16 protein-coding genes and 2 tRNA genes are annotated in these 22,412 nt (G+C 32.9%); 4 read left to right on the forward strand and 14 right to left on the reverse strand.

Annotation, left to right across the window (positions count from 1 at the left end):
- Positions 1-77: 77 nt before the first annotated feature.
- From pdhA to porU, 4 genes are all read right to left on the reverse strand, one after another.
- Positions 78-1,079, reverse strand: coding sequence for a pyruvate dehydrogenase (acetyl-transferring) E1 component subunit alpha (pdhA, locus tag B2U95_RS15840; protein ID WP_296317878.1), 1,002 nt, complete (start codon positions 1,077-1,079; stop codon positions 78-80).
- A 113-nt stretch (positions 1,080-1,192) separates the two neighbouring features.
- Positions 1,193-1,675, reverse strand: coding sequence for a cytidine deaminase (cdd, locus tag B2U95_RS15845; RefSeq protein ID WP_296317880.1), 483 nt, complete (start codon positions 1,673-1,675; stop codon positions 1,193-1,195).
- Positions 1,676-1,758: 83 nt separating this feature from the next.
- Complete coding sequence (porV, locus tag B2U95_RS15850; RefSeq protein WP_296317882.1) at positions 1,759-3,018, reverse strand: type IX secretion system outer membrane channel protein PorV; 1,260 nt, start codon at positions 3,016-3,018, stop codon at positions 1,759-1,761.
- 63 nt (positions 3,019-3,081) lie between these two features.
- Complete coding sequence (porU, locus tag B2U95_RS15855) at positions 3,082-6,930, reverse strand: type IX secretion system sortase PorU (protein ID WP_296317883.1); 3,849 nt, start codon at positions 6,928-6,930, stop codon at positions 3,082-3,084.
- Between the two features lie 310 nt (positions 6,931-7,240).
- On the opposite strand from porU, the gene gldJ reads away from it, so the two are divergent.
- Positions 7,241-8,926: a gliding motility lipoprotein GldJ gene (gene gldJ, locus B2U95_RS15860; RefSeq protein WP_296317884.1), complete on the forward strand. Its 1,686-nt coding sequence runs from the start codon at positions 7,241-7,243 to the stop codon at positions 8,924-8,926.
- A gap of 68 nt (positions 8,927-8,994) precedes the next feature.
- Entirely contained in the window at positions 8,995-10,275 is a 1,281-nt protein-coding gene (locus B2U95_RS15865; RefSeq protein WP_296317885.1) for a UDP-N-acetylmuramoyl-tripeptide--D-alanyl-D-alanine ligase, read from the forward strand.
- Between the two features lie 4 nt (positions 10,276-10,279).
- Here the strand turns inward: B2U95_RS15865 and B2U95_RS15870 are convergent.
- Positions 10,280-10,354: transfer RNA gene (locus B2U95_RS15870), tRNA-Val, on the reverse strand.
- Positions 10,355-10,461: 107 nt separating this feature from the next.
- Between B2U95_RS15870 and B2U95_RS15875 the strand changes: the two genes are divergently transcribed.
- A complete protein-coding gene (locus B2U95_RS15875) occupies positions 10,462-11,133 on the forward strand; it encodes a DUF2461 domain-containing protein (protein ID WP_296317886.1) in 672 nt (223 codons plus the stop codon).
- A gap of 189 nt (positions 11,134-11,322) precedes the next feature.
- On the opposite strand, the gene B2U95_RS15880 is transcribed toward B2U95_RS15875, so the two are convergent.
- From B2U95_RS15880 to B2U95_RS15915, 8 genes are all read right to left on the reverse strand, one after another.
- Positions 11,323-11,397, reverse strand: a tRNA-Val gene (locus B2U95_RS15880).
- A 63-nt stretch (positions 11,398-11,460) separates the two neighbouring features.
- Entirely contained in the window at positions 11,461-12,678 is a 1,218-nt protein-coding gene (locus tag B2U95_RS15885) for a bifunctional folylpolyglutamate synthase/dihydrofolate synthase (protein ID WP_296317888.1), read from the reverse strand.
- A gap of 3 nt (positions 12,679-12,681) precedes the next feature.
- On the reverse strand, positions 12,682-13,566 hold the full coding sequence (locus tag B2U95_RS15890; RefSeq protein ID WP_296317889.1) for an energy transducer TonB: 885 nt from the start codon (positions 13,564-13,566) through the stop codon (positions 12,682-12,684).
- Positions 13,567-13,608: 42 nt separating this feature from the next.
- Entirely contained in the window at positions 13,609-14,001 is a 393-nt protein-coding gene (locus B2U95_RS15895; protein WP_296317891.1) for an ExbD/TolR family protein, read from the reverse strand.
- Between the two features lies 1 nt (position 14,002).
- Positions 14,003-14,698, reverse strand: coding sequence for a MotA/TolQ/ExbB proton channel family protein (locus B2U95_RS15900; RefSeq protein WP_296317893.1), 696 nt, complete (start codon positions 14,696-14,698; stop codon positions 14,003-14,005).
- A 63-nt stretch (positions 14,699-14,761) separates the two neighbouring features.
- A complete protein-coding gene (nhaD, locus tag B2U95_RS15905; protein ID WP_296317894.1) occupies positions 14,762-16,153 on the reverse strand; it encodes a sodium:proton antiporter NhaD in 1,392 nt (463 codons plus the stop codon).
- 14 nt (positions 16,154-16,167) lie between these two features.
- Positions 16,168-17,394, reverse strand: a complete 1,227-nt coding sequence (locus tag B2U95_RS15910) for a Glu/Leu/Phe/Val dehydrogenase dimerization domain-containing protein (protein ID WP_296317901.1) — start codon at positions 17,392-17,394, stop codon at positions 16,168-16,170.
- 68 nt (positions 17,395-17,462) lie between these two features.
- Positions 17,463-18,536, reverse strand: coding sequence for an anhydro-N-acetylmuramic acid kinase (locus B2U95_RS15915; protein ID WP_296317895.1), 1,074 nt, complete (start codon positions 18,534-18,536; stop codon positions 17,463-17,465).
- Between the two features lie 91 nt (positions 18,537-18,627).
- Between B2U95_RS15915 and B2U95_RS15920 the strand changes: the two genes are divergently transcribed.
- On the forward strand, positions 18,628-19,770 hold the full coding sequence (locus B2U95_RS15920) for an acyl-CoA dehydrogenase (protein WP_296317897.1): 1,143 nt from the start codon (positions 18,628-18,630) through the stop codon (positions 19,768-19,770).
- A gap of 52 nt (positions 19,771-19,822) precedes the next feature.
- Here the strand turns inward: B2U95_RS15920 and B2U95_RS15925 are convergent, their stop codons facing one another.
- On the reverse strand, positions 19,823-22,261 hold the full coding sequence (locus B2U95_RS15925) for a helix-turn-helix domain-containing protein (protein ID WP_296317899.1): 2,439 nt from the start codon (positions 22,259-22,261) through the stop codon (positions 19,823-19,825).
- Between the last annotated feature and the right edge of the window lie 151 nt (positions 22,262-22,412).

The following is a 22,412-nucleotide window of genomic DNA, read 5'->3' on the forward strand; positions in this document are numbered from 1 at the left end:
TTTTTCAACCAAGAAGCTACAGTACCTTCTTCCATTGTATCGCTTAAACGCGGCATATTAATTACTTCTGCCATGGCTTATTTTATTTTGTGGTCTATAAATGGATAATCTTCTTGCTCATAAACAGCATCGTACATTAAACTCTTTTCTGGGTATGGAGATTCATCTGCGAATTTCTCGCATTCTGCAACACTAGCTTTTACACGCTTATCGATTTCTTTTAGTGCATTTTCAGTAGCATACTTCTTCTCCAAAATAATATCTTTTACTTGCGTAATAGGATCTATTTTCTTGTATTCTGCAACCTCATCTTTAGTTCTATAATGTTGTGCATCTGACATAGAATGTCCTCTATAACGGTAAGTCTTTAATTCTAAAAAGGTTGGCCCTCCTCCATTACGTGCACGCTGAATCGCTTCATCAAAAGCTTCAGCAACTTTTACAGGATTCATACCATCTACTGGCCCACAAGGCATTTCGTAACCTAATCCTAGTTTCCAGATTTCTGTGTGGTTTGCTGTACGTTCAACTGAAGTTCCCATAGCGTAACCATTATTTTCGCACACAAATACTACTGGTAAATTCCAAAGCATTGCCATGTTGAATGTCTCATGTAAAGAGCCTTGTCTTGCAGCTCCATCACCAAAACAACATAATGTAACAGCATCACTTCCATGATACTTATCACCAAATGCGATACCAGCACCTAAAGGAATTTGCCCTCCTACAATACCATGACCACCATAAAAACGATGTTCCTTAGAAAAGATATGCATAGAACCACCTAATCCTTGTGATGTTCCTGTTGCTTTACCAAATAATTCAGCCATTACACGTTTTGGATCTACTCCCATACCAATGGGTTGTACATGGTTACGGTAAGCTGTAATCATTTTGTCCTTCGTTAAATCCATAGCATGCAAAGCACCTGCTAACACAGCTTCTTGCCCATTATATAAATGAAGGAATCCTCTAACTTTTTGCTGAATGTAAACTGCCGCCAGTTTATCTTCAAACTTACGCCAAAACAGCATATCTTCATACCATTTAAGGTAGACTTCTTTTGTTACTTTTTGCATGTATTGATTAGTTCTATTAATCTGAGTAACAAAAATAACACTTTAGACAACAATGAAGAAACAGTATTCAGTAAAAAAAAGAAGAGATTGCTGAATTTATCGCAATGAAAAGCTTACAACACTGAACTTTCAAAAAGTAAAGGTAATAAATTCGCTAAAGAATTTGATTTAACAACCTTTCCTTCTGCTCCCATGAAGTATATTTCTATAGGCTGCTCTTGTTTTATCTCATACTCTGCAATTGCTTGTCGGCAAGCTCCACATGGTGGTATTGGCTTATCTGTAACTTTATTTTGAGAGGATGCCGTTAAAGCCATTTTTAAGATTTTGGCTTTAGGATATTTTGCACCTGCATAATAAATTGCTGTACGTTCTGCACATAGACCTGACGGATAAGATGCGTTTTCTTGGTTGTTACCAATAACAACTTCAGTATTATCTAATAAAATAGCTGCGCCAACATTAAAATTTGAATAAGGTGCATATGCATTATTTCTTGCATCTATAGCTTTGTCCATAAGACTCTGAATATCTTGAGGTAGCTTACTGATATTATCATAAACCTCTAATAGTGTTTCAATTTTAAGTTGCTTCATAAATTCTCGAATCTGTTTTAGACAAAAAAACTATTGTCTTTTTACAAACAATAGTTTTAAATATAAATCATTTATTCATTATTCTAATATTCATCGTACTCACCAGCACCAAAATTAAATGTTAATGAGAAACGCAATGTATTTTCTAGTGGACTTTGCACTTGTGATGCTGAAAACAAGTACGATAAATCAATATTTATAGTGGAGTATTTAAAACCTGCGCCTAAGGCAAAAAACTTACGCGCCCCTTTATCAGCAGCTTCATTAAAATAACCTGCTCTTAAAGCGAAAGAATCTTGATATGTGTATTCTGCACCTAAAGAATACGTAAACTCTCTTAATTCTTCACTAAAGCCGCCTGGAGCATCTCCAAATGATTGAAAAATACCGGTCATAAAACTTACATCATTATCCTGCCCTTCTAATATTACATTAGTTCCTGAAGCTGCTAGCTGCTCATCAGTTTGAGTGTCACCATCTTCAGTCCTAAAAAGTCCATCATTATTAGAATCTGTAAAAACAATTCGATCACCTCTAATTGGTGGTGTTGGCACTAAGTATTTAGATACTTCAGCGGTTATACCAAGCTTACTATACTCGTCAAAAATAAAATCAAAACCTGCTCCTATTCTTAAATTGGTTGGCTGAAACACGTCTTGTCCACCATCATCATATTTAAATCTTGGACCTAAGTTTTGAATTGCAAATCCTGCTCTCCATCGTCCATTAAAATCATTATAAGCTTCTTCTTCACTTTGATAATATCCTGTAATATCGGCACCAAAAGTACTTCCCGGATTAGCATTAGGATCTACTTGTCCGATTCTTAAAGCAGATCTCATATAGCGTAATGCAACTGCCATAGAAAATTGCTCACCTAGCCTTAAAGAGTATGCTACATCAACAGCATATTCGTTAGGTTTAACTGCAATACCAGGATCGTTAGCATCTTGTGTTAAAACGATTTCTCCTAATGTAAAATATTTTACACTGGCAGATATAGCACTGTATTCATTTATTCTATTAAAGTATGTTGCATAACTTAATGAGATGTCGTTAACTAAACGCGTTAAATAAGGTGTGAAAGCAACTCCAACTCCAGATTTTGCTTCTGAAAAGGCATATTTTGCTGGGTTCCATTGTTGAGAAAATCCGTCTACAGAGGTTGCTACACCTTGGTCTCCCATACCAGCAGATCGTGAGTCTGGTGCAATTAGCATAAATGGTAATCCTGTTGTGATTACTCTACTATCGTTGTTATTAGGTATTAACTGAACGGTGTTCTGAGCAAACATTAAATTTAATGTAGAAAAAGCGATTAGGGTAAATATGTATTTTTTCATGTGTTTTTTTAAGTTCATAGCACTAGCTTACAAGGCTAAATGGTTAGCAAATATAATTTATTATTACAGTATGACAAGTTTTTCGATTTTTTCAACTTCCTTATTTAAACGGCTAGATCTCACTTTTAGTTTATAGACATACACTCCTTTTCCTATTTTATCACCAAAATCATCTCTTCCATCCCAAATAATATCCTTAGAAAGTGTACTTGCAGCTTTACTACCTCCAGACGTTTGTCCGTTTAAAGTCCTAACTAACTTACCTGATACTGTGAAAATTTGAACAGAAACATCTAAAGGCTCAGTACTATTATGATTAAACCAAAACTCAGTATAACTAACAAATGGGTTAGGATAATTTAAAACATTATTAATAACCAACTCTTCATCCTTATCAAAAACTGTAAACTGAAACTCTGCCGTTGATGAGTTGTTATATACATCCCAAGCTTTTAATGTTAACGTATGAAGTCCTGGTTCTAAATCTCTAAACGGATATGTTACAACACCATTTGTATAATCGTCTACATTTGCTTGGTAATAATCGTTTAAAACTATTGGATTAGTTTCGTCACCATCTATAATTGCTGTAATGTCATGACCTATACCACTGGCTGTATTAATACCGTTAGCATCCTGTAATTTAGCGAGTAAATTTGGAGATTCATTTGTAATACCGCCTGAAACAAAATTTTCATCATTCATAAACAAATTGATTACCGGGCCGATATTATCTTCTGGTGCATTTTCATTTATACCACCTATTTTAATATCAAAATTAGAACCAGCTTGGTCAGATAAGGGATTTTCTGTTTGCGCGTAAAAACTAACTTTTCCATTTCCGACTGGTATTCCAATATCTCTTGGTACAATAAAGTCGAATTCAAATTGTCCATTTTCTACAGTAGCTTGTCCTCTAAACAGAACTTCACCAAGGGTTGTAAACTCTAATACAATTTCTTGACCAGCTTCTGTTATACCATCATTAGCTAGTGTCTGCCTCTCTATTTGTTTATCAAAAATTGTTGCGGTTAGTATTCCATTATAATTAGATAAAACATTTCCATTTAGATCTATAACCTCACCTGCTAATTTCGCATAACTCAAGGCTTTTAGAGTGTCTATAGGCTGAGTAATTGGAACATCATTAACGCGTGTTAATCTAATGTCTGGTTTTGGAAATGCTAATTTCATGGCAGGATCTCCAATTAAAAACACAAGTCTTTTCTGAGATGAACCTGCAACACTGTTATCTACCTTAGTTAACCTAAGCGCCTCACCTATAGTTGGATAATCATCAGAGCCAAAAGCAAATAGATAGTCATCTAATGTTTCATTATAAGTAACACCTGTCGTTACGAAAATTTGTCTTGTAGTAGTCATTAATGCAATTGCACCTCCATTTTTATTCCAAAATGTAAACTCACCAGCTGTATCTCTATTAGGATCATCAAATTTTGTATACTCACATGTTACCGTGACGAATAAATTAAATTTACAGATATTATTAATTTCTTGAGCATCGATTTTATCGAAAATTCGCTCTTTTGCTAAACCATCTTCACCACCATGTCCAAAATAATTAACGACTAAAGCTCCAACTTCAATAGCATCTTTAATAGCTTCATTAACTTGAGGGTATCTATTTCCGGCAGCAGATGCTTCTTGTTGAAACGCATCTGTATGTATTTTCACCACATTTATAAACGGCTTTTGCTCCTCTACTTCAGTGCCTATACCATCTGTGGTATTTTGCAGAATCTTCTCCCATGAAACATCTACATCATCAGAGATTAGCAAAAGGTTATTTCTCCAACTACCATAAGCCTCTTTCTGGTAATAAGATTCAATTTTATCTACCATTTCCTTTGCGCGTTGTAAATCTTCAACTAATATTCTACCAATTGCAACATCCAAACGATCATTATTAACGGCCATGGCTCCTTCATTCTCATCTAACATTCCAAAAAAGTCATCAGAAATAAATGAATTTGTAAGACTAAAGCTATTTGTTGTATACCAAGAAGGGACGATATTAGTATTATTTCTTATCCTATCTTTATAATCATAAGAGGCGTCACCAAATAAACACAGGTACTTTAAACTCTCGCTAGGCAAACTAGCATTATCATAAACATATTTAATAAAGTTTCTAATAGCTGCTATATCTTGGCTACCAGTGCTAAATTCTGTGTAAATATCTTTTAATGTTACAGCCTTTACATTGAGATTATATTGATCTCTATTTATTTGAGCAAGTCTTTCAGCCTGAGATAATAAATTGGCAGGTGTTATTATTATATAATCAATATCTTGAAACTGACCTTGTGCATTCTGAAAAATAGTCCCTTTCAAATTTTGATTAGCAACTGTCGTAATTGCATCTTTACTAGGTTGAAAAAAATCAGAATTCGCAAATGCTAAGTAAGTTCTTTCTTCCCCTGATTGAGCTTTAAAGGAGAAACTATCTTCGCTAGTAGAATTTACAGTTGAAGCTACATTAAACCTATCTGTTATATCCCAAATTTCTCTAACTGCATTAGCATTGCTCAAGGTGTATTCTGCTATACCAGGTGTAGTAATAATTTCACTATTCTTAAAGACAAGCTGATCTCCGTCATAAATCAGTCTTCTTGTCGCTTCAAAAGAAATAAAATCTAAAAATGCATTAGATGAGGGGTTACCGTTATTATTATAATTTAAAGTTACAGTTACATCGTCTGAGACTACATTTATTTGATTACCAAAACTACTCTCACTGGCTAATACAGAAGCAAAATCCGCTTGAGGCAGATTTAAAGATGAAATTTGATTTCCATTAATTGAAACTGTCATATTGCTAGTTGTCTCAGATACTGAACCAACCCTAACTCTAAAATTTATAGGTTCTTCTATTACCAAATTAGGAAATTCAAAATCGAAACTTTGCTGATTTTCAATATCAAAATCTTCACCATACCATCGTCGTCCGAGTTTTGCTAAATTAACTTCATCAGTTTCATAGTACTGGTAATCTTGAAATCTATTAATTTGAATATTCGCTGAAGAATTTAGTGTTGGCATTGGCTGAATACGCTTTCCGTTACCGGAACTTACATTTACATAATAATAGGTCTTATCAGAATACAAATTAATATTGGTGTCACTCTCATCACTATATGTTGTTGGCCCTTCTCCATAGAAAATAATAAAATCACCATTATCAAAACTACCATCGTCTTCTCCTATAAATTTAACGGCATTTTCCTGAACATCAATGGGGTAATTTTCAGAATTTAAATAGGGTAACATTCTACCACCATTTCCAAATATCTTTATATTCCTGGGATCTACTGAATTTGTGTTAATACCCAAACTCCCTAAAAAACTTTTAGTTAACCGAAACACCCCTGATTTATCAATATAAAATCTATACCACTCTCCTGAACTAAGAACAGAATTAGTTATACTTTTTGCATTAAACGAGGAAGACTTACCTTGTCTTGTACTATAATTAATTGTGAATGCTGTTATTTTCTTAAAAGTGCCTTTATCATTTATTATTGGTGAAATTTCAAAATAATGAGATTTCTTTTCTCTTGCACTTACGTTTGATAAATTTAGCTTAATTGATTCTGGTATTAAGTTAGTATCTAAATCTTTTAATTCAGCTTTTGTGATATTTTGATAAGACACATTAGATATAGAAACAGAATTCTCATCTACAATTCCAGAGCTTTCCCATTGAGTAAAGTATTTTAAACCAATTTCTTCATTGTAAGTAAAATGCTTAGCGTCGAACGCGGGCACTTCAATTTTTCTCAGTGAAGTTTCCAATACAGTGTAACCGTCCCAGTCTATCTTTATTTGCTTTTGCTGACTAAAGCCACATAAAAAGACACAAAGACATAATAGTGTGTGTAAATTTTTCATTGATTTATTATAGGTTAATGGTGTTAAGCCTAAATCTGAGATAAGACATCACTCTTACAAGTAAAATAACGTCAACCCAAGGACCTTATTATGACTTCGCAATTTTTATTTCAAAAATACAACAATAAATCATTTTAGACGTCGTTATTAAAGGGCAAAATACATCGATAATCTGACTCAAAATCCGTTATTCTGTTCAAAAAAAAGGATGAAATGCATATTTTTTTGCATTTTGAAGCAAAAAAAAGTTGTCAGTTTACCTTTAATTGTTATATTGCGAGTCTAAAATTTAACGAGCTTATTTAAACGTATGGATATGAAAAATGTCTCAAACCTAAAAATTTTAATTGCACTAACGCTTTGCGCTACAATAGTTGGCTGTAAACGTTCTTCTAATTCTGGCAATGTAGATAGTGCTACAGGTTGGAAAATCAACGATAAACAAGGTGGTTTTCAATATAACAGCCAATTTAAAGAACAAGAAACACCTCCTGGAACTGCATTCGTAGAAGGTGGTACTTTTACCATGGGTAAAGTACAAGATGATCCAATGCATGATTGGAATAATACGCCAAATCAACAACATATTCAGTCATTCTATATGGATGAAAATGAGGTTACAAATTTGAATTATCTAATTTATTTAGATTATTTAAAAAATGTTTATCCACCAGATGACCCTAATTACTCATTAATATATAAAGGCGCACTTCCTGATACTTTAGTATGGAGAAACCGTTTAGGTTATAATGAAATGATGACCGAAAATTATTTACGCCATCCTGGATATGCAAATTATCCTGTTGTAGGAGTAAGTTGGATCCAAGCGGTGGAATACGCAAATTGGAGAACAGATCGTGTTGCTGAGATGTCATTACAAGAAGCTGGTTATTTAAAAAGAGATTCTCAATATACAGATGTGAGTGCAGAGAGTACATTTAGTACAGATACTTACATTAACGCACCATCGCAAACTTATGGTGGTAATTCTGATGTATTAGAAGGAGGAAGACGAAAGCAACAAACTGATGCTGAAGGCAACCCTGTTAATTTATATGCAAACAGAGAAACTGGTTTAATTCCAGTAAAATATAGACTACCAACAGAAGCTGAATGGGAATATGCTGCATTAGGCCTAAGTGAAATTAGGGAATATAATGTATATAGAGGCAGAAAAAAATATCCTTGGGATGGACAATATACAAGATCAGGAAAACGAGTTAATCGTGGTGATCAATTGGCTAACTTTAAGCAAGGAAAAGGTGATTATGGTGGAATTGCAGGTTGGTCTGACGATGGAGCTGATATAACTGCTGCAGTTAAAACTTATCAACCAAATGACTTTGGCTTATATGATATGGCTGGTAACGTAGCAGAATGGGTGGCTGATGTTTACCGTCCTATAGTAGATGATGAGTTTAATGACTTTAACTATTATAGAGGTAATGTTTATACCAAAAATGCTATAAACGATGATGGAACTGTAAAAATAGTTACTATTGATGATATTGTGTATGATACATTAAGTAATGGTAAAATTATCGCAAGAGATTTACCCGGTGAAATTGCTAAAATCCCAGTAGATGATAAAGAAACCTATTTAAGAACTCAGTTTAGTCAGAGTGACAATAGAAACTTTAGAGATGGAGATAAACGCTCTTCACGTTACTACAGAGAATCTTTCGATGAAGGTGAATCTAAAAATAAGAATAATACAGGAAAAATGTATAACTCACCAAAGCATTCTGTAACTATGGATTCTTTAGACGGAAAAATGGTTAGACAATACGATCAGTCTAATAACAGAACGTCTTTAATTAATGATGAAGTTAGAGTATATAAAGGTGGTTCTTGGAGAGACAGAGCTTATTGGATAGATCCTGCTCAACGTCGTTACTTCCCACAAGATATGGCAACTGATTACATTGGTTTTAGATGCGCAGTATCTAGAGTTGGTTCTAAATCTGAAGGCGGAAAAGGAAAAAGACGTAACTAATAACAAATACTGAATAATTTTTAAAAAAGTCCTGATATGTTTATCAGGACTTTTTTATTTTTGGATATATGAGAATAGATCAGCTTTATCAAAACTACAAATCGAGTTCATCAATATCTACTGATACAAGGAAGCTCCATAAAAATGCTATGTACTTTGCTTTAACCGGAGATAATTTTAATGGTAATAAATTTGTAAATCAAGCTTTTAAAGCAGGTGCGAAATATTGTGTTGTTGATTATAAAAGTGCTGTAATAAATGACAGGTGCCTACTTGTTAGTGACGTATTAATTGCACTTCAAGATTTAGCCAAATACCATAGAAAGATCATAAACATTCCTATTATTGCTCTAACTGGTAGCAATGGTAAAACTACTACCAAAGAACTGATATGTGCCGTGTTATCTTCCACATATAAAGTAAAAGCTACAAAGGGTAATCTTAATAATCATATAGGAGTACCCTTAACGCTGCTCAGTTTTTCTGAAGATTTAGATTATGGTATTGTAGAAATGGGTGCAAACCATCAAAAAGAAATTGAATTTCTGTGTACTATTGCGCAACCAGATTTTGGTTTAATCACCAATTTTGGTAAAGCACATCTTGAAGGGTTTGGTGGTATTGAAGGTGTTATAAAAGGAAAATCTGAATTGTATGATTACATCAAAGAAAACCATAAAACTACTTTTATAAATAAAGAAGACAAGACTCAAATTCAACAGATTAATAATTATAATAAGATCACCACTTTCGGTTCTGATTTGGATAACGACTGTTTAGTAACATTTATAAACGCAGACCCATTTGTCACATTAAGCTATGACAATACTGTCATAAAAAGTTTACTAATTGGTGACTATAATTATGGTAATATTACAGTCGCAGTAGCAATAGGAAAGCACTTTAAAGTTTCTACAGAAAACATTAAAAAAGCAATTGAAAGCTACGCACCCGATAATAACAGATCTGAAATTATTAAAAAGGGGAATAATCAAATTATTTTAGATGCTTATAATGCAAATCCAACAAGTATGTTGGCTGCATTGAAAAACCTAAAACAGCTTCAATCTAACAACAAGTATCTATTTTTAGGAGATATGTTTGAACTTGGCAAAGACGCTTCTATTGAGCACCAAGCAATCGTTAACTATGTTGAAGCTAATTTTATTACAAACATCTTCTTAGTCGGTGAAAATTTCTTTAAAACCGAAACTAAAAAGACAACTCATAAGTATTCTAAATTTGAAGATTTGAAATTTATCATATCAAATCTAGAATTGAATGAAGCTACTATCCTAATAAAAGGTTCTAGAGGCATGGCTTTAGAGCGTATTTTAGATTTATTGTAATTAGTGGGTCATACTGGATTCGAACCAGTGACTTCTACCCTGTCAAGGTAACACTCTAAACCAACTGAGTTAATGACCCTTATTTTTTTACAAATCTAAACCATTTGAATAGAATTTCAAGATATAATTAACAATTCTAAAATTTCCATTTTTTAACTTTGATTAAAAATTAAGACGCAAGATACTATGGTTGATAAAGGATATATTTTTCGGTTTTTAAGAGACTTAAAAAAAAACAATTCTAAAGATTGGATGGATGAAAACCGTCATCAGTACCACACAATGAAAGAACGTTGGCTCTTTGAAATTGAATTGATTCTTAAACGCCTTTCTAAACATGATGCACATTACGAAAGTATTGATCCTAAAAAGACCGTAAGCCGTATAAATAATAATCGTCGCTTTCATCCAGATAAACCAGTTTACAAAGATCGTTTAACCTGTTCACCAGCAGGTCGAAAAGCTTTTAACGTTTCTACCTTCTTTTTATCAATTGGTACTGAAGAATCATTCATTGGTGGTGGTATTTACCATCCAAAAAAAGAAGACTTAGAAAATATTAGAGCTGCAATAGACTATAATGGTGATGAGTTGAAAAAAATTCTGAATGAAAAAGGGTTTAAATCCTTTTATGGTGGATTGAATATATACGATGACAAACTAGTTACATCACCTCAGAATTACAGTAAAGACCACGAATATATTAACTTAATTAATAACAAAAGTTTTACAGCAACTATTAATCTAACCGAAGAACAAGTCGAAAGTAACGGCTTTATCGACTTGGTTGAAGAAGCGTATTTAAAGTTTAAACCTCTAGATGATTATATTGTTAGGGCTATCTCTATGGGTAATTAGAAACTTATGAAGTTATTTATTGAAAAGGGTTTTAAATTACTTGGAAGAATCGCTGCTACGATTACAAATCTGCTGTGCTATCACACATCTTAGAATATTAGTTTCCAAAAGAGACCTTTAGAATTCGCTGAGTCATATTTTGAAGCAAAAATTCCGATTTGAAAATTCAAATCGGAATTGATTTTGATGTGGGCGACAAGGGATTCGAACCCCTGACCCCTTGGGTGTAAACCAAGTGCTCTGAACCAACTGAGCTAGTCGCCCTATTTATAAGGACTGCAAATATAGACTAGTTTTTAAAATCTCAAAAGCTTTTTTATAAAAATATTAAATTATTTCTGCTACCACAAAAGTACTACCTCCAACATAAATTAAATCGTCTTTATAAGCTTTTGATTTTGCAGTATTTAAAGCCTCATTTACGCTTTTATAAGACCGACAAACTAGTTCGTTTTTTACAAAAATTGTTTCTAAAATTTCTGCATCTAATCCTCGTTGCACATTCGGTGTGCATAAATAATAAATCGCTTGCTTTGGCAGTAAAGGTAAAATTGACACTAAGTCTTTATCATTTACAACCCCAAAAACAATATGTAGGTTCTCGAAATTTTCAGATTGTAGTTGTTGCATTGTGTAGGTTAAACCTTCTTTGTTATGTGCAGTATCACAAATAATCTTTGGTTTCTCACCTAGAATTTGCCATCTACCTTGCAAGCCAGTATTCTTAGCAACATTTAGTAACCCTCTCTTTAATTCCATTTCAGAAATTCTAAACTCTAAATTATTTAAAACTTTAATGGCCTGTATTACTGTTTTTATATTGTGCCTTTGATAAGCTCCTTGTAAATCACTTTCTAAAACTTCAGTTATTAATTGGTCTGCAAAATAGATTTTTGAATTAGTAAATTTTGCTTTATAAGCAAAAACAGCTTCAGTTTCAGAATGTATTTCTCCAATAACTACAGGGATATTTTGTTTAATAATTCCGGCTTTTTCACCTGCTATCTTTTGAAGCGTATTACCTAGCATCTGCATATGATCAAAACCAATATTGGTAATTACGGACAGTTCTGGTGTTATAATATTTGTAGAATCTAGTCGACCTCCTAAACCAACTTCAATAATAGCTACATCTACCTTCTGCTTGGCAAAATAATCGAACGCCATGCCAACGGTCATTTCAAAAAATGATAAACTATTCGCTTCAAAAAAGGGTTTATTTCGTTTTATAAAACCGATAACAAATTGCTTACTTACAACTTTACCATCAATTTTTACACGCTCTCTAAAATCTTTTAAATGTGGTGACGTATATAAGCCTACTTTATAACCTGCTTCTTGGAGTATTGAAGCTAGCATATGACTGGAAGAGCCTTTTCCGTTGGTACCACCAACATGAATAGATTTAAACTGTTCCTGTGGTTCTTTTAAATATTTGGCAAGCTTTAGTGTATTAGATAAATCTTTTTTAAAGGCAGATTCACCTTTATTCTGATACATGGGTAATTGTTGGAACATCCAACTAACAGTATCTTGGTAATTCATGAGTTATTGGCCAACATCGAAATTAATACTAACAAAGCCTATTTGCACTAGTGGTGCATCCGAGTTTACAGGCCATTTAAAGGTTAACGCCGTTTTTTCAGCAGCTTCAAACAAACACTGAGTCCCAGTTGTTCCTCTTTTACCAGGAATAGCTTTAACCACTCTTCCTTGTCTATTTACTCTTACTTCAACAACTACGACACCTGTTTCTTGACAATCTGGAATAACTTTACCATTTGTTGGCTTACCTCTTCCTCCAAGTCCATAACCAACGCCACCTTTTCCTGGTCCAGAACCTCCAAAATAACTTGGAGCATAAGGATCTCCATCCAATTGACCTTTGTTTCCACCTTTATTATCAGGTCCTTCACCACCATCGGTATTTCCTTCAGCATTCTTTACACCACCAATAAGGTTATCGAGTTTTCTCTTTTTTTCTTCTTCCTCTAAACGTTTCTTTTCTTCAGCTTCACGCTTTTCTCGTTCTACTCTTGCTGCTTCTGTTTTGACCTTTGCTTCTGCATCTGCTTTAGCTTTTGCCTCAACTTCTTTTTGCTTTTTTATGGCAATAGCTTCAGCATTTTCTTGGGTCATAACGTCTTCAGCTTTTGTAGCAGCTTCAGTTGGCGTAACGTTTGTTTCTTCAGGCTGTGCTTCTTCAACAGAACTTTCTTCTACAACTTTATCTTCAACAGCTTTTCTAGGCTCGCTGAGTGGTTTATTTCCATTTCCAAAATCTGTAGTTCCAAAATTTACTGCAACACCGTATTCTTCAGGTGGATCCATATATTGAGGCCCTACTACAAACAACAATAAGAGAAAGATCAAAGCTATAAGCGCTGTGATTTTTGCCGAATTACGTTGATGTTTGGTCTCTAAATATTTCACGTTATTTTACGTTTATTAGTAAAGTCACTAAAATGATGCCTCTTAATTTGGTTGCACAGCTAATATCACCTTGAATTTATTTCGATTAGCAATATCCATGACCTTAACAACATTCTCTACAGGAACAGATTTTTCAGCTCTCAAAACAATTGTTGGAGATTCTTGTGAAGCCAGTATAGATATCAATTGCGTTTCTAAAACACTTTCTCCTACACGTTTTTGATCTATGTAATATGTCAAATCTTTTTTAATACTTACTGCTGTAGACTTTTTATTCTCAGTTTTTCCGCTCGCTTTTGGTAAAACAATATCAATCGCATTTGTACTGACTAAGGTAGACGCTATCATAAAAAAGATTAATAACAAGAATACAATATCGGTCATGGACGCGAAATTGAATTCTGGTGTTACTTTATTTCTTCCTCTAATGTTCATATTAGATAGGTTCGTTTAAATGATCTAAAAACTCAACTGAATTGGCTTCCATTTGATGAACAACTTTATCGGTTCTCACAACAACATGATTGTAAGCTACATAAGCAACAATACCAACTATAAGTCCTCCTACTGTTGTCGTCATCGCAGTATATAATCCACTTGCCAAAACATCCATTTGAATAGTTCCTCCTGCATTTGCTAATTCGAAGATTGAAAGAATCATACCTACTACCGTTCCTAAGAATCCGATCATTGGAGCTACACCAGATATGGTAGCCAAAACACTTACGTTTTTCTCTAAACTGTAGACTTCTAATTTTCCTGCATTCTCAATAGCAGAATTAATATCCTCTAAAGGCTTACCAATTCTAGTAATACCTTTAGCAATTAATCTAGATACCGGCGAATTTTGTTGTACACATAACATTTGTGCAGAATCGATTTTCCCATTACTTACATGGTCTTTTATTTGATTCATAAAATTTGAATCGACCTTTGATGCTGCTTTAATTGCAAAAATGCGTTCAAAATAGATGTAAGTTGCAACTATCAATAACAAGAAAAGTATAAGTATAATTACTACTCCTGATGTTCCTCCACTCGATATGAGTTCTATTATAGATAATGTTTTTTCAACCGACTCTCCATCCGTTACAACATCTATTCCATCTTGAATATTACTTAGTAATATCATACGATAAGTTTTTAATTTTAAAGTTCTTGTAAAATATAACGCTTAGTTTTTTACTTAAGTATATTAGAATATCGACCTCGTTACCATAAAGGCAGCTGCACCAGCTATGAAGCCAACTAAAGCTAACCAAGATATCTTCTTAAAATACCAGAAAAAATCTATCTTTTCCATTCCCATAGCAACTACACCTGCTGCGGACCCTATAATTAACATACTACCACCTGTACCTGCTGAATAGGCAATAAAGTGCCATAATTCGTTATCCATAGGTTCGGAGAACATCCCTAAACTTGCCGCAACTAAAGGTACGTTATCAATAACCGCAGAGCCAACGCCTAATAATAGAACTACTAAGTCCGAGACTCCTTCTCCATGATATTCTGTACCCAACATTGGCATACTATCCTGTAGTGAACCAGCAAAGTTATAAAGTATACCTAAAGACTCTAAAGCAGCAACTGCCATTAAAATTCCTAAGAAGAATAAAATACTTGGCAATTCAATTTTAGATAAAGAGCGGTGCACAGGACTATGATTTGCATGAGCATCGTGTTCTTCTGAATTTGAACTTGAGATAGCAAATTTTGAATTACTATAAATTTCAGCAAAAATAGCTACCACACCTAAAGAAAGCATCATACCAACGTAAGGAGGTAAGTGCGTAATAACTTTAAATATTGGCACGAAAATTATAGCACCTAATCCTAAAAATAACATTGTAGAACTAAACTTATTTTTAGGTTTGTTATCTGGTTCTATAAGTTCTAAAGTCCCTTTAAAAGGTTTTAATAATGATGCTATAAATGTTGGTACAACCATGCATATTACTGAAGGTATAAATAAATAAGTAAATAATTTACCCGTAGATACTTTATCACCTATCCATAGCATGGTCGTGGTAACATCACCTATTGGAGACCAAGCACCACCTGCATTTGCAGCGATAATTATTAAACCAGCATACCAAATCCTTACATCTCTTTCTTTTATGATTTTTTGAAGAATGGAAATTAATACAATTGTTGCTGTTAAATTATCAATGATTGCTGATAATACAAAAGCTAAAATTGAAAACATCCATAACAACTTCTTTCTACTATTAAAGTTTACAGCATTTTTTATAGTGGAAAAACCATCGAAATAATCTATAATCTCAACAATGGTCATCGCTCCTAGAAGAAAAACTAATATCTCAGCTGTTTTACCTAAATGATGTAGGAGTGTTTTTTCCATCAAATGCATTTTTTCTTCATGTGGTAGCATTCCAAAATTATCCATTAAGCTATGCTTAGCCGAATCGAACCATTGAGAAAAATCATCTATTCCTAAAGAAATCAATGCCCAACTAATGGCCATCATTACTAAAGCAGGAATAAGCTTATCAATTTTAATATTGTGCTCTAACGTAATGGCAAGGTAGCCAATTACAAAAACGAGAATTATAACAGTTTCCATAGTTTAAGGGGTATTTATATTAATTGTCTTAGTGCAATCTCAAAAGCGGTTTCACTAACACCAATTTTTGTTGGGTTTTTCTTATGTACTTCTTTTAATGCTTTTCTAATAACTTTCGAGGTGTCGTTAAAAATAGCTTCGTCAGTCATTTGTACTTTACGTTCCATAAAGTAAGCGAAGACTCTTGCCATACCACAGTTTGAGATAAAATCTGGTATTAAACTTACTTTCTGATCTGTATACTCCATAATAGAACCGAAAAATATTTCCTTATCCGCAAAAGGGACGTTAGCTCCGCAGGTTATAACTTCTAAACCTGTTGAAATCATCTGATCTATTTGATCTTGTGTTACTAATCTCGAAGCAGCACACGGAGCAAATACTTCCGTTTGCAATGACCATATTTGTTCATTTATTTCATTAAAAGGAATAAGATTATCTGCAACTAAAGTATTACCATTTTTATTTAGATATAAATCGGTAATCTCTTTAAATGAAAATCCCTCAGGATTAATTAAACCACCTACTCTGTCGATTACACCAACAACTTTAGCACCCATTTGAGCAAAGTAAAATGCAGCTGCGGCTCCAACATTTCCAAAACCTTGAACTACAACTCGCTTTCCTTTTATAGAATCGTCATTAATACTATAAAAATGTTTCGCTGCTACTGCAACACCAAAGCCAGTAATCATATCTGCAACAGTGTATTTTTTAGAAACTTCTGGAGAATATTTAGCGTTTTCTATAACCTTTATAACACCTTGTCTCAACTGACCAATTCTATTAATTTTATCTGCTATTGTCGGCTTAAAATGACCTTCAAAAACACCTTCTTGTGGGTGCCAAACACCACTCTCTTCAGTTATTGGAATTACTTCGTGAATCTCATCTACGTTAAGATCGCCACCTGTTCCGTAGTAACTTTTTAATAATGGAGAAACAGCAGTATACCAGCGTTCAAGGACACCTTTTTTTCTTGGATCGTGCGGATCAAAATTAATACCAGATTTGGCTCCACCTATAGCAGGACCAGAAACTGTAAACTTCACCTCCATTGTTTTTGCAAGTGATAAAACTTCATTTTTATCAAGACCTTTACGCATTCTAGTTCCACCTCCAGCAGCACCTCCTCGTAATGAGTTTATTACAGTCCATCCTTCAGCATCTGTTTCGGGATCATTCCAATGAAAGACTATTTCTGGGGCTTTGTTTTCGTACTTCTGAAGTAATTCCTTTATCAAAGTATATGGTTTAGTTAATAATAGCAAATATAAAAAACTATAAAGCCTAAAAAGTAAATTAAATATTAATTTTTAGAATTCGGAATTAAAATTTTTCCAGATGAATGGTCTTTTGTTGCACCTGTTACGCTACTTAAAGAATTAACTTCATTTCTATCTTTTAAAACCCCTAATAATCCAAAAATTAGTGCCTCTTTAAACTCAATAAGTTCCCTATTAGGAAGTATTATTTGAGTTGTAGAAAGTTCATTTAATCTAGATATAAGAAATTCATTATAAACACCTCCACCTGTAACTAATACTTTAGAATTTGATTGCTTTACAATTTTTAAAATTTGAATAACAACATGTTCTACAAAAGTTCTTAAAATTGCTTTCTCTGAAAGTTGAAATTCATCAATTAGCGGAAATATTTCTTTATCAACCCATTCTAAACCTAAAGATTTTGGTGGCTTTTCATTATAAAATTCTAAACTATTTAAACGATATAATAATTCTACATTAATAATTCCTTTTGAAGCAAGTTGCCCTCTATCATCATAATCTAAACCTAATTTAGATACATAATGATTCAACACAATATTTACAGGACAAATATCAAAGGCTAAACGATTGTTATTTTCTTCAAATGAAATATTAGCAAAACCACCTAGATTCAAACAAAAATCATAATCACTAAATAATAAGCGGTCTCCAATAGGAACCAATGGTGCTCCTTGACCACCCAATTCAACATCCTGAATTCTAAAATCACAAATCACTTTTTGATTTAATAAATCTGAGAAAACTTGCTGATTTCCAATTTGAAGTGTTAATCCATTTTGAGGTTGATGCAAGGCCGTATGTCCATGAGAAGCTACAAAATCAATATTGACTATTTTATGTTTCGCTATAAAACCTTGGACCAAGGATGACAAATAATCAGAATAAACGTTATCAATGGTTATCAATTCTTCACGAGATCTACCTATTAATTGACTTAATGTCTTCTTCCAATCCTTAGAATAATTGAGGGTTTCAGCATTCAAAATTTCATAACTCCAAATACCGTTATAAGAAAAGGTAACACAAATAATATCTACACCGTCTAAAGATGTTCCCGACATTAAAGCAATTACCTTATAGATTGAGGTTGTCATATTAGTAAAAATAATATTACTTATTGAAAATACGGCAAGAAACCATTATCTTTGCGTGAAATTTTTATCAAAATAATAATATATACTATTTATGGACTTTAACTTAACAGAGGAGCATATAATGATTAGAGATGCAGCAAAAGATTTTGCTCAAACTGAGTTATTACCAGGTGTTATTGAACGTGATAATAAACAAGAATTTCCACAAGAATTAGTAAAGAAAATGGGAGATCTTGGTTTTATGGGTATTATGGTAGATCCAAAATATGGCGGAAGTGGTATGGATACTATTTCTTACATATTAATTATGGAAGAATTATCTAAAATTGATGCTTCAGCTTCAGTTATAGTTTCTGTAAATAATTCTTTAGTTTGTTATGGTATCGAAAATTACGGAAATCAAGCACAAAAAGATAAATATTTGCCAAAACTAGCAAGTGGAGACATGGTTGGTGCATTCTGTTTAAGCGAACCAGAAGCCGGTAGTGATGCTACTTCGCAAGCCACTACTGCTATAGATAAAGGTGACCACTATATAATAAATGGTACTAAAAACTGGATTACAAGTGGCGGAAGAGCTGGAATTTACTTAGTAATTGCACAAACCGATAGAGACAAAGGTCATAAAGGTATTAATGCTTTTATAGTTGAGAAAGGAACCGAAGGTTTTCATATTGGGCCTAAAGAAGATAAGTTAGGAATTCGTGGTAGTGATACCCATACGCTTCAATTTAATGACGTGAAAGTCCCTAAAGAAAATAGAATTGGTGACGATGGCTTTGGATTTAAATTCGCTATGAAAACACTTTCTGGAGGACGTATCGGTATTGCAGCACAAGCTTTAGGTATAGCTTCTGGGGCTTACGAATTAGCCCTTAAATATTCTAAAGAGCGTAAAGCGTTTGGAACAGAGATTTGTAACCACCAAGCTATAGCTTTTAAGATAGCTGACATGTATACTGATATTGAAGCTGCTAGAATGCTAGTAATGAAAGCAGCTTGGGATAAAGACCAAGGTAACAATTACGATATGTCTAGCGCTATGGCTAAACTATATGCAAGTAAAGTTGCTATGGAGCATACGGTTGAAGCTGTTCAAATTCATGGTGGAAATGGATTTGTAAAAGAATACCATGTGGAGCGTTTAATGCGTGATGCAAAGATTACACAAATTTATGAGGGTACTTCTGAAATTCAGAAAATTGTTATATCTAGAGGAGTTATAAAAGGATAAATCTAAATAAAAAACAATAAAAAGGCTTCGAAATTTAATTTTGAAGCCTTTTTTAATTTCTTGAAAACTCGTTGACTACCAATCGTAATTCCCCATAAGAGAATTTGTCATCGAGTTGATGCTTTAAATCTGAAAGGTTATCAAAGGTTTTATTCGGAATAATTTTCTTTAGTTCAGAATAATGAGTTTTACTCATCAGCTCTGTGACCTCAATTTCTCCCGAAGATATAAAACCAGCTAAATGTCCGAAGATAGTGTTTGAATTTAAGTCACGCTCTATTGCTATTTGATCTATAGATTTTCCTCTCTTGAATAATTCTAAGGATATATTCTTAGTATCTCCTTTCTGTTTCTTAGGTTTAAATTCTTCAAAAACTGAAACATCATTAGAAGTTTCAATATCATTTTCATCACAATAACTTTTAATGACTTTTAATATTTCTGTCCCATATTTTTCAATACGAGTTTTACCCATTCCATGAACTTCTTTCAGTTCTTGTTTAGAAGTAGGTAATATTTCACACATAGCATATAATGATTTTTGTGTGAAAATTTGAAAGTGAACCAAATCTTCTCGATTAGCAATTTGATTTCTTAGCTCTCTTAGTAATTCAAAAAGTTCAATATTCGTAGTTCCTTCAATCACAACTTTACGTTGCTTTTTTGGTTTATCTTTAGCTAGAAAAACAGATTTAGCTCTTAGTTCTAGGAACTGTTGTACATTAAATCCTTTTTTTAGACCTTCAAAATATAATAATTTAGCCGCTAATAATTCCTCTAATATATCATATTGTTTATTTATGTCTTTTTGTAGCGCTTTATTATCTGTTGTATAAGCTAAAGCCCTTAATGAGGTTTCTAATTTTGATTTTGTTTGATTGTTAAAATAACTAATAGCTTTAACAAACCTTTCTTGTAATAATACATCTAATTCAGGAATATCTAAAACATTACCTATAGACTTTAATTGCGAATTAAAAGACGTGCTTACTCTCAATAAATCAGCTATATTATCCTTTATAATAGTGAGTGGATTTTCAATACTACCCTCAATACTACCTCTATTATTGTAATAAATATCTAGAATTCTATTTACTGGATATAGAAAGTTATAAAAATCAAAAATTTCAGAAATTAAGTCTAATTGAAATGTTCGTTTAGACTGTTGTAGGATATCGTCATTCGGTTGATTAGCTTCTGCCTCAGCATTAAAAGAGATCACATTACTATCACTAATAATTTGATTACGTGTAATTTTACTTTTTAGAATTAAACCTTCTAATGATTTACAACGACTAAGTGCCACATAAGTTTGTCCATGCGCGAAAGCTCCCTCTGCATCTATTATAGCTTTATCAAAGGTTAAACCTTGACTTTTATGAATGGTAATTGACCAAGCTAAACGTAATGGCATTTGTGTATAGCTTCCTATCATATCTTCTGAAATAGCTTTTGTATCATAATCTACCGTATAATTTATATTTTCCCATATTTCAGGTTTAGTGATGATATTAAAATCATCATCTGGGCAATTCACAACAATTTCATCTGTGTCTAATAAAATAACTTTACCTATTTTTCCATTGAAATAACGTTTTTCAGGTGAGCTATCATTCTTTACAAACATCACTTGAGCACCTACCTTTAAGTCTAGTTCTTCTTTATTTGGATAGGAATGTTCAGGAAAGTTACCCTCTATAATTGCTTTATAAGTTTTTGACTTTACTTTAAGTTTTTCAAGTTCTAGTTTATTGGTTTGATTCGCTTTATTATTATGTGTCGTCAATGAAATGTATCCATCATTCTCATTGGGCATAAAAGTAGGCTGATACCTTTTATTTAGTTCATCAGCAGAAGCTTGACTTAATTTATTGTTTCTAACTTCATTTAGAATATCTATAAATACAGGATTATCTTGTCTATATATATGTTTCAATTCTACAGTAACCGAATTACATTGCTGGTAAGCCTGACTGCTAAAGAAAAATGCATTTTTATAGAAGGGACTTAATAATCTCCATTCATGATTTTTTATTACGGGAGATAATTGTTGAAGGTCTCCTATAATTAATAACTGTACACCACCAAAAACTTGATTTCTATTCTTAAAACGTCTTAATGTCTTATCAATACCATCTAGTAAGTCAGCTCTAACCATACTTATCTCATCTATAACTAAAAGGTCTAAAGATTTAATAATATTAATTTTCGTTTTACTAAATTTTCTATTAAAACCAGCAGAAGAATTTAAATCAGTATCAGGTAAGATAGGACCAAAAGGCATTTGGAAAAAAGAATGAATAGTAACTCCTTTAGCATTTATAGCAGCAACACCAGTTGGTGCAACAACCACCATTCGCTTTTTAGATTGCATTTTTAACTTATGTAAAAATGTTGTTTTACCTGTACCTGCTTTACCAGTCAAAAAAATATTCCTATTTGTTTTAGTTACAAAATTCCAAGCAAGATCAAGTTCATTATTTACTTTCATAGATACCGTACAAATGAAAAATGAAGATAATATAAAGAAAGCTTTTAAACTGAACTAAAGCAATAAAAACGAAAAAAACCCTTACTAGATTAACTAGTAAGGGTTTTGTAAATACTAACATAATGTTAGTACAAAAAAGGCGGCGACCTAC

It is taken from the genome of Winogradskyella sp. UBA3174 (assembly GCF_002364335.1).
Classification (GTDB): Bacteria; Bacteroidota; Bacteroidia; order Flavobacteriales; family Flavobacteriaceae; genus Winogradskyella.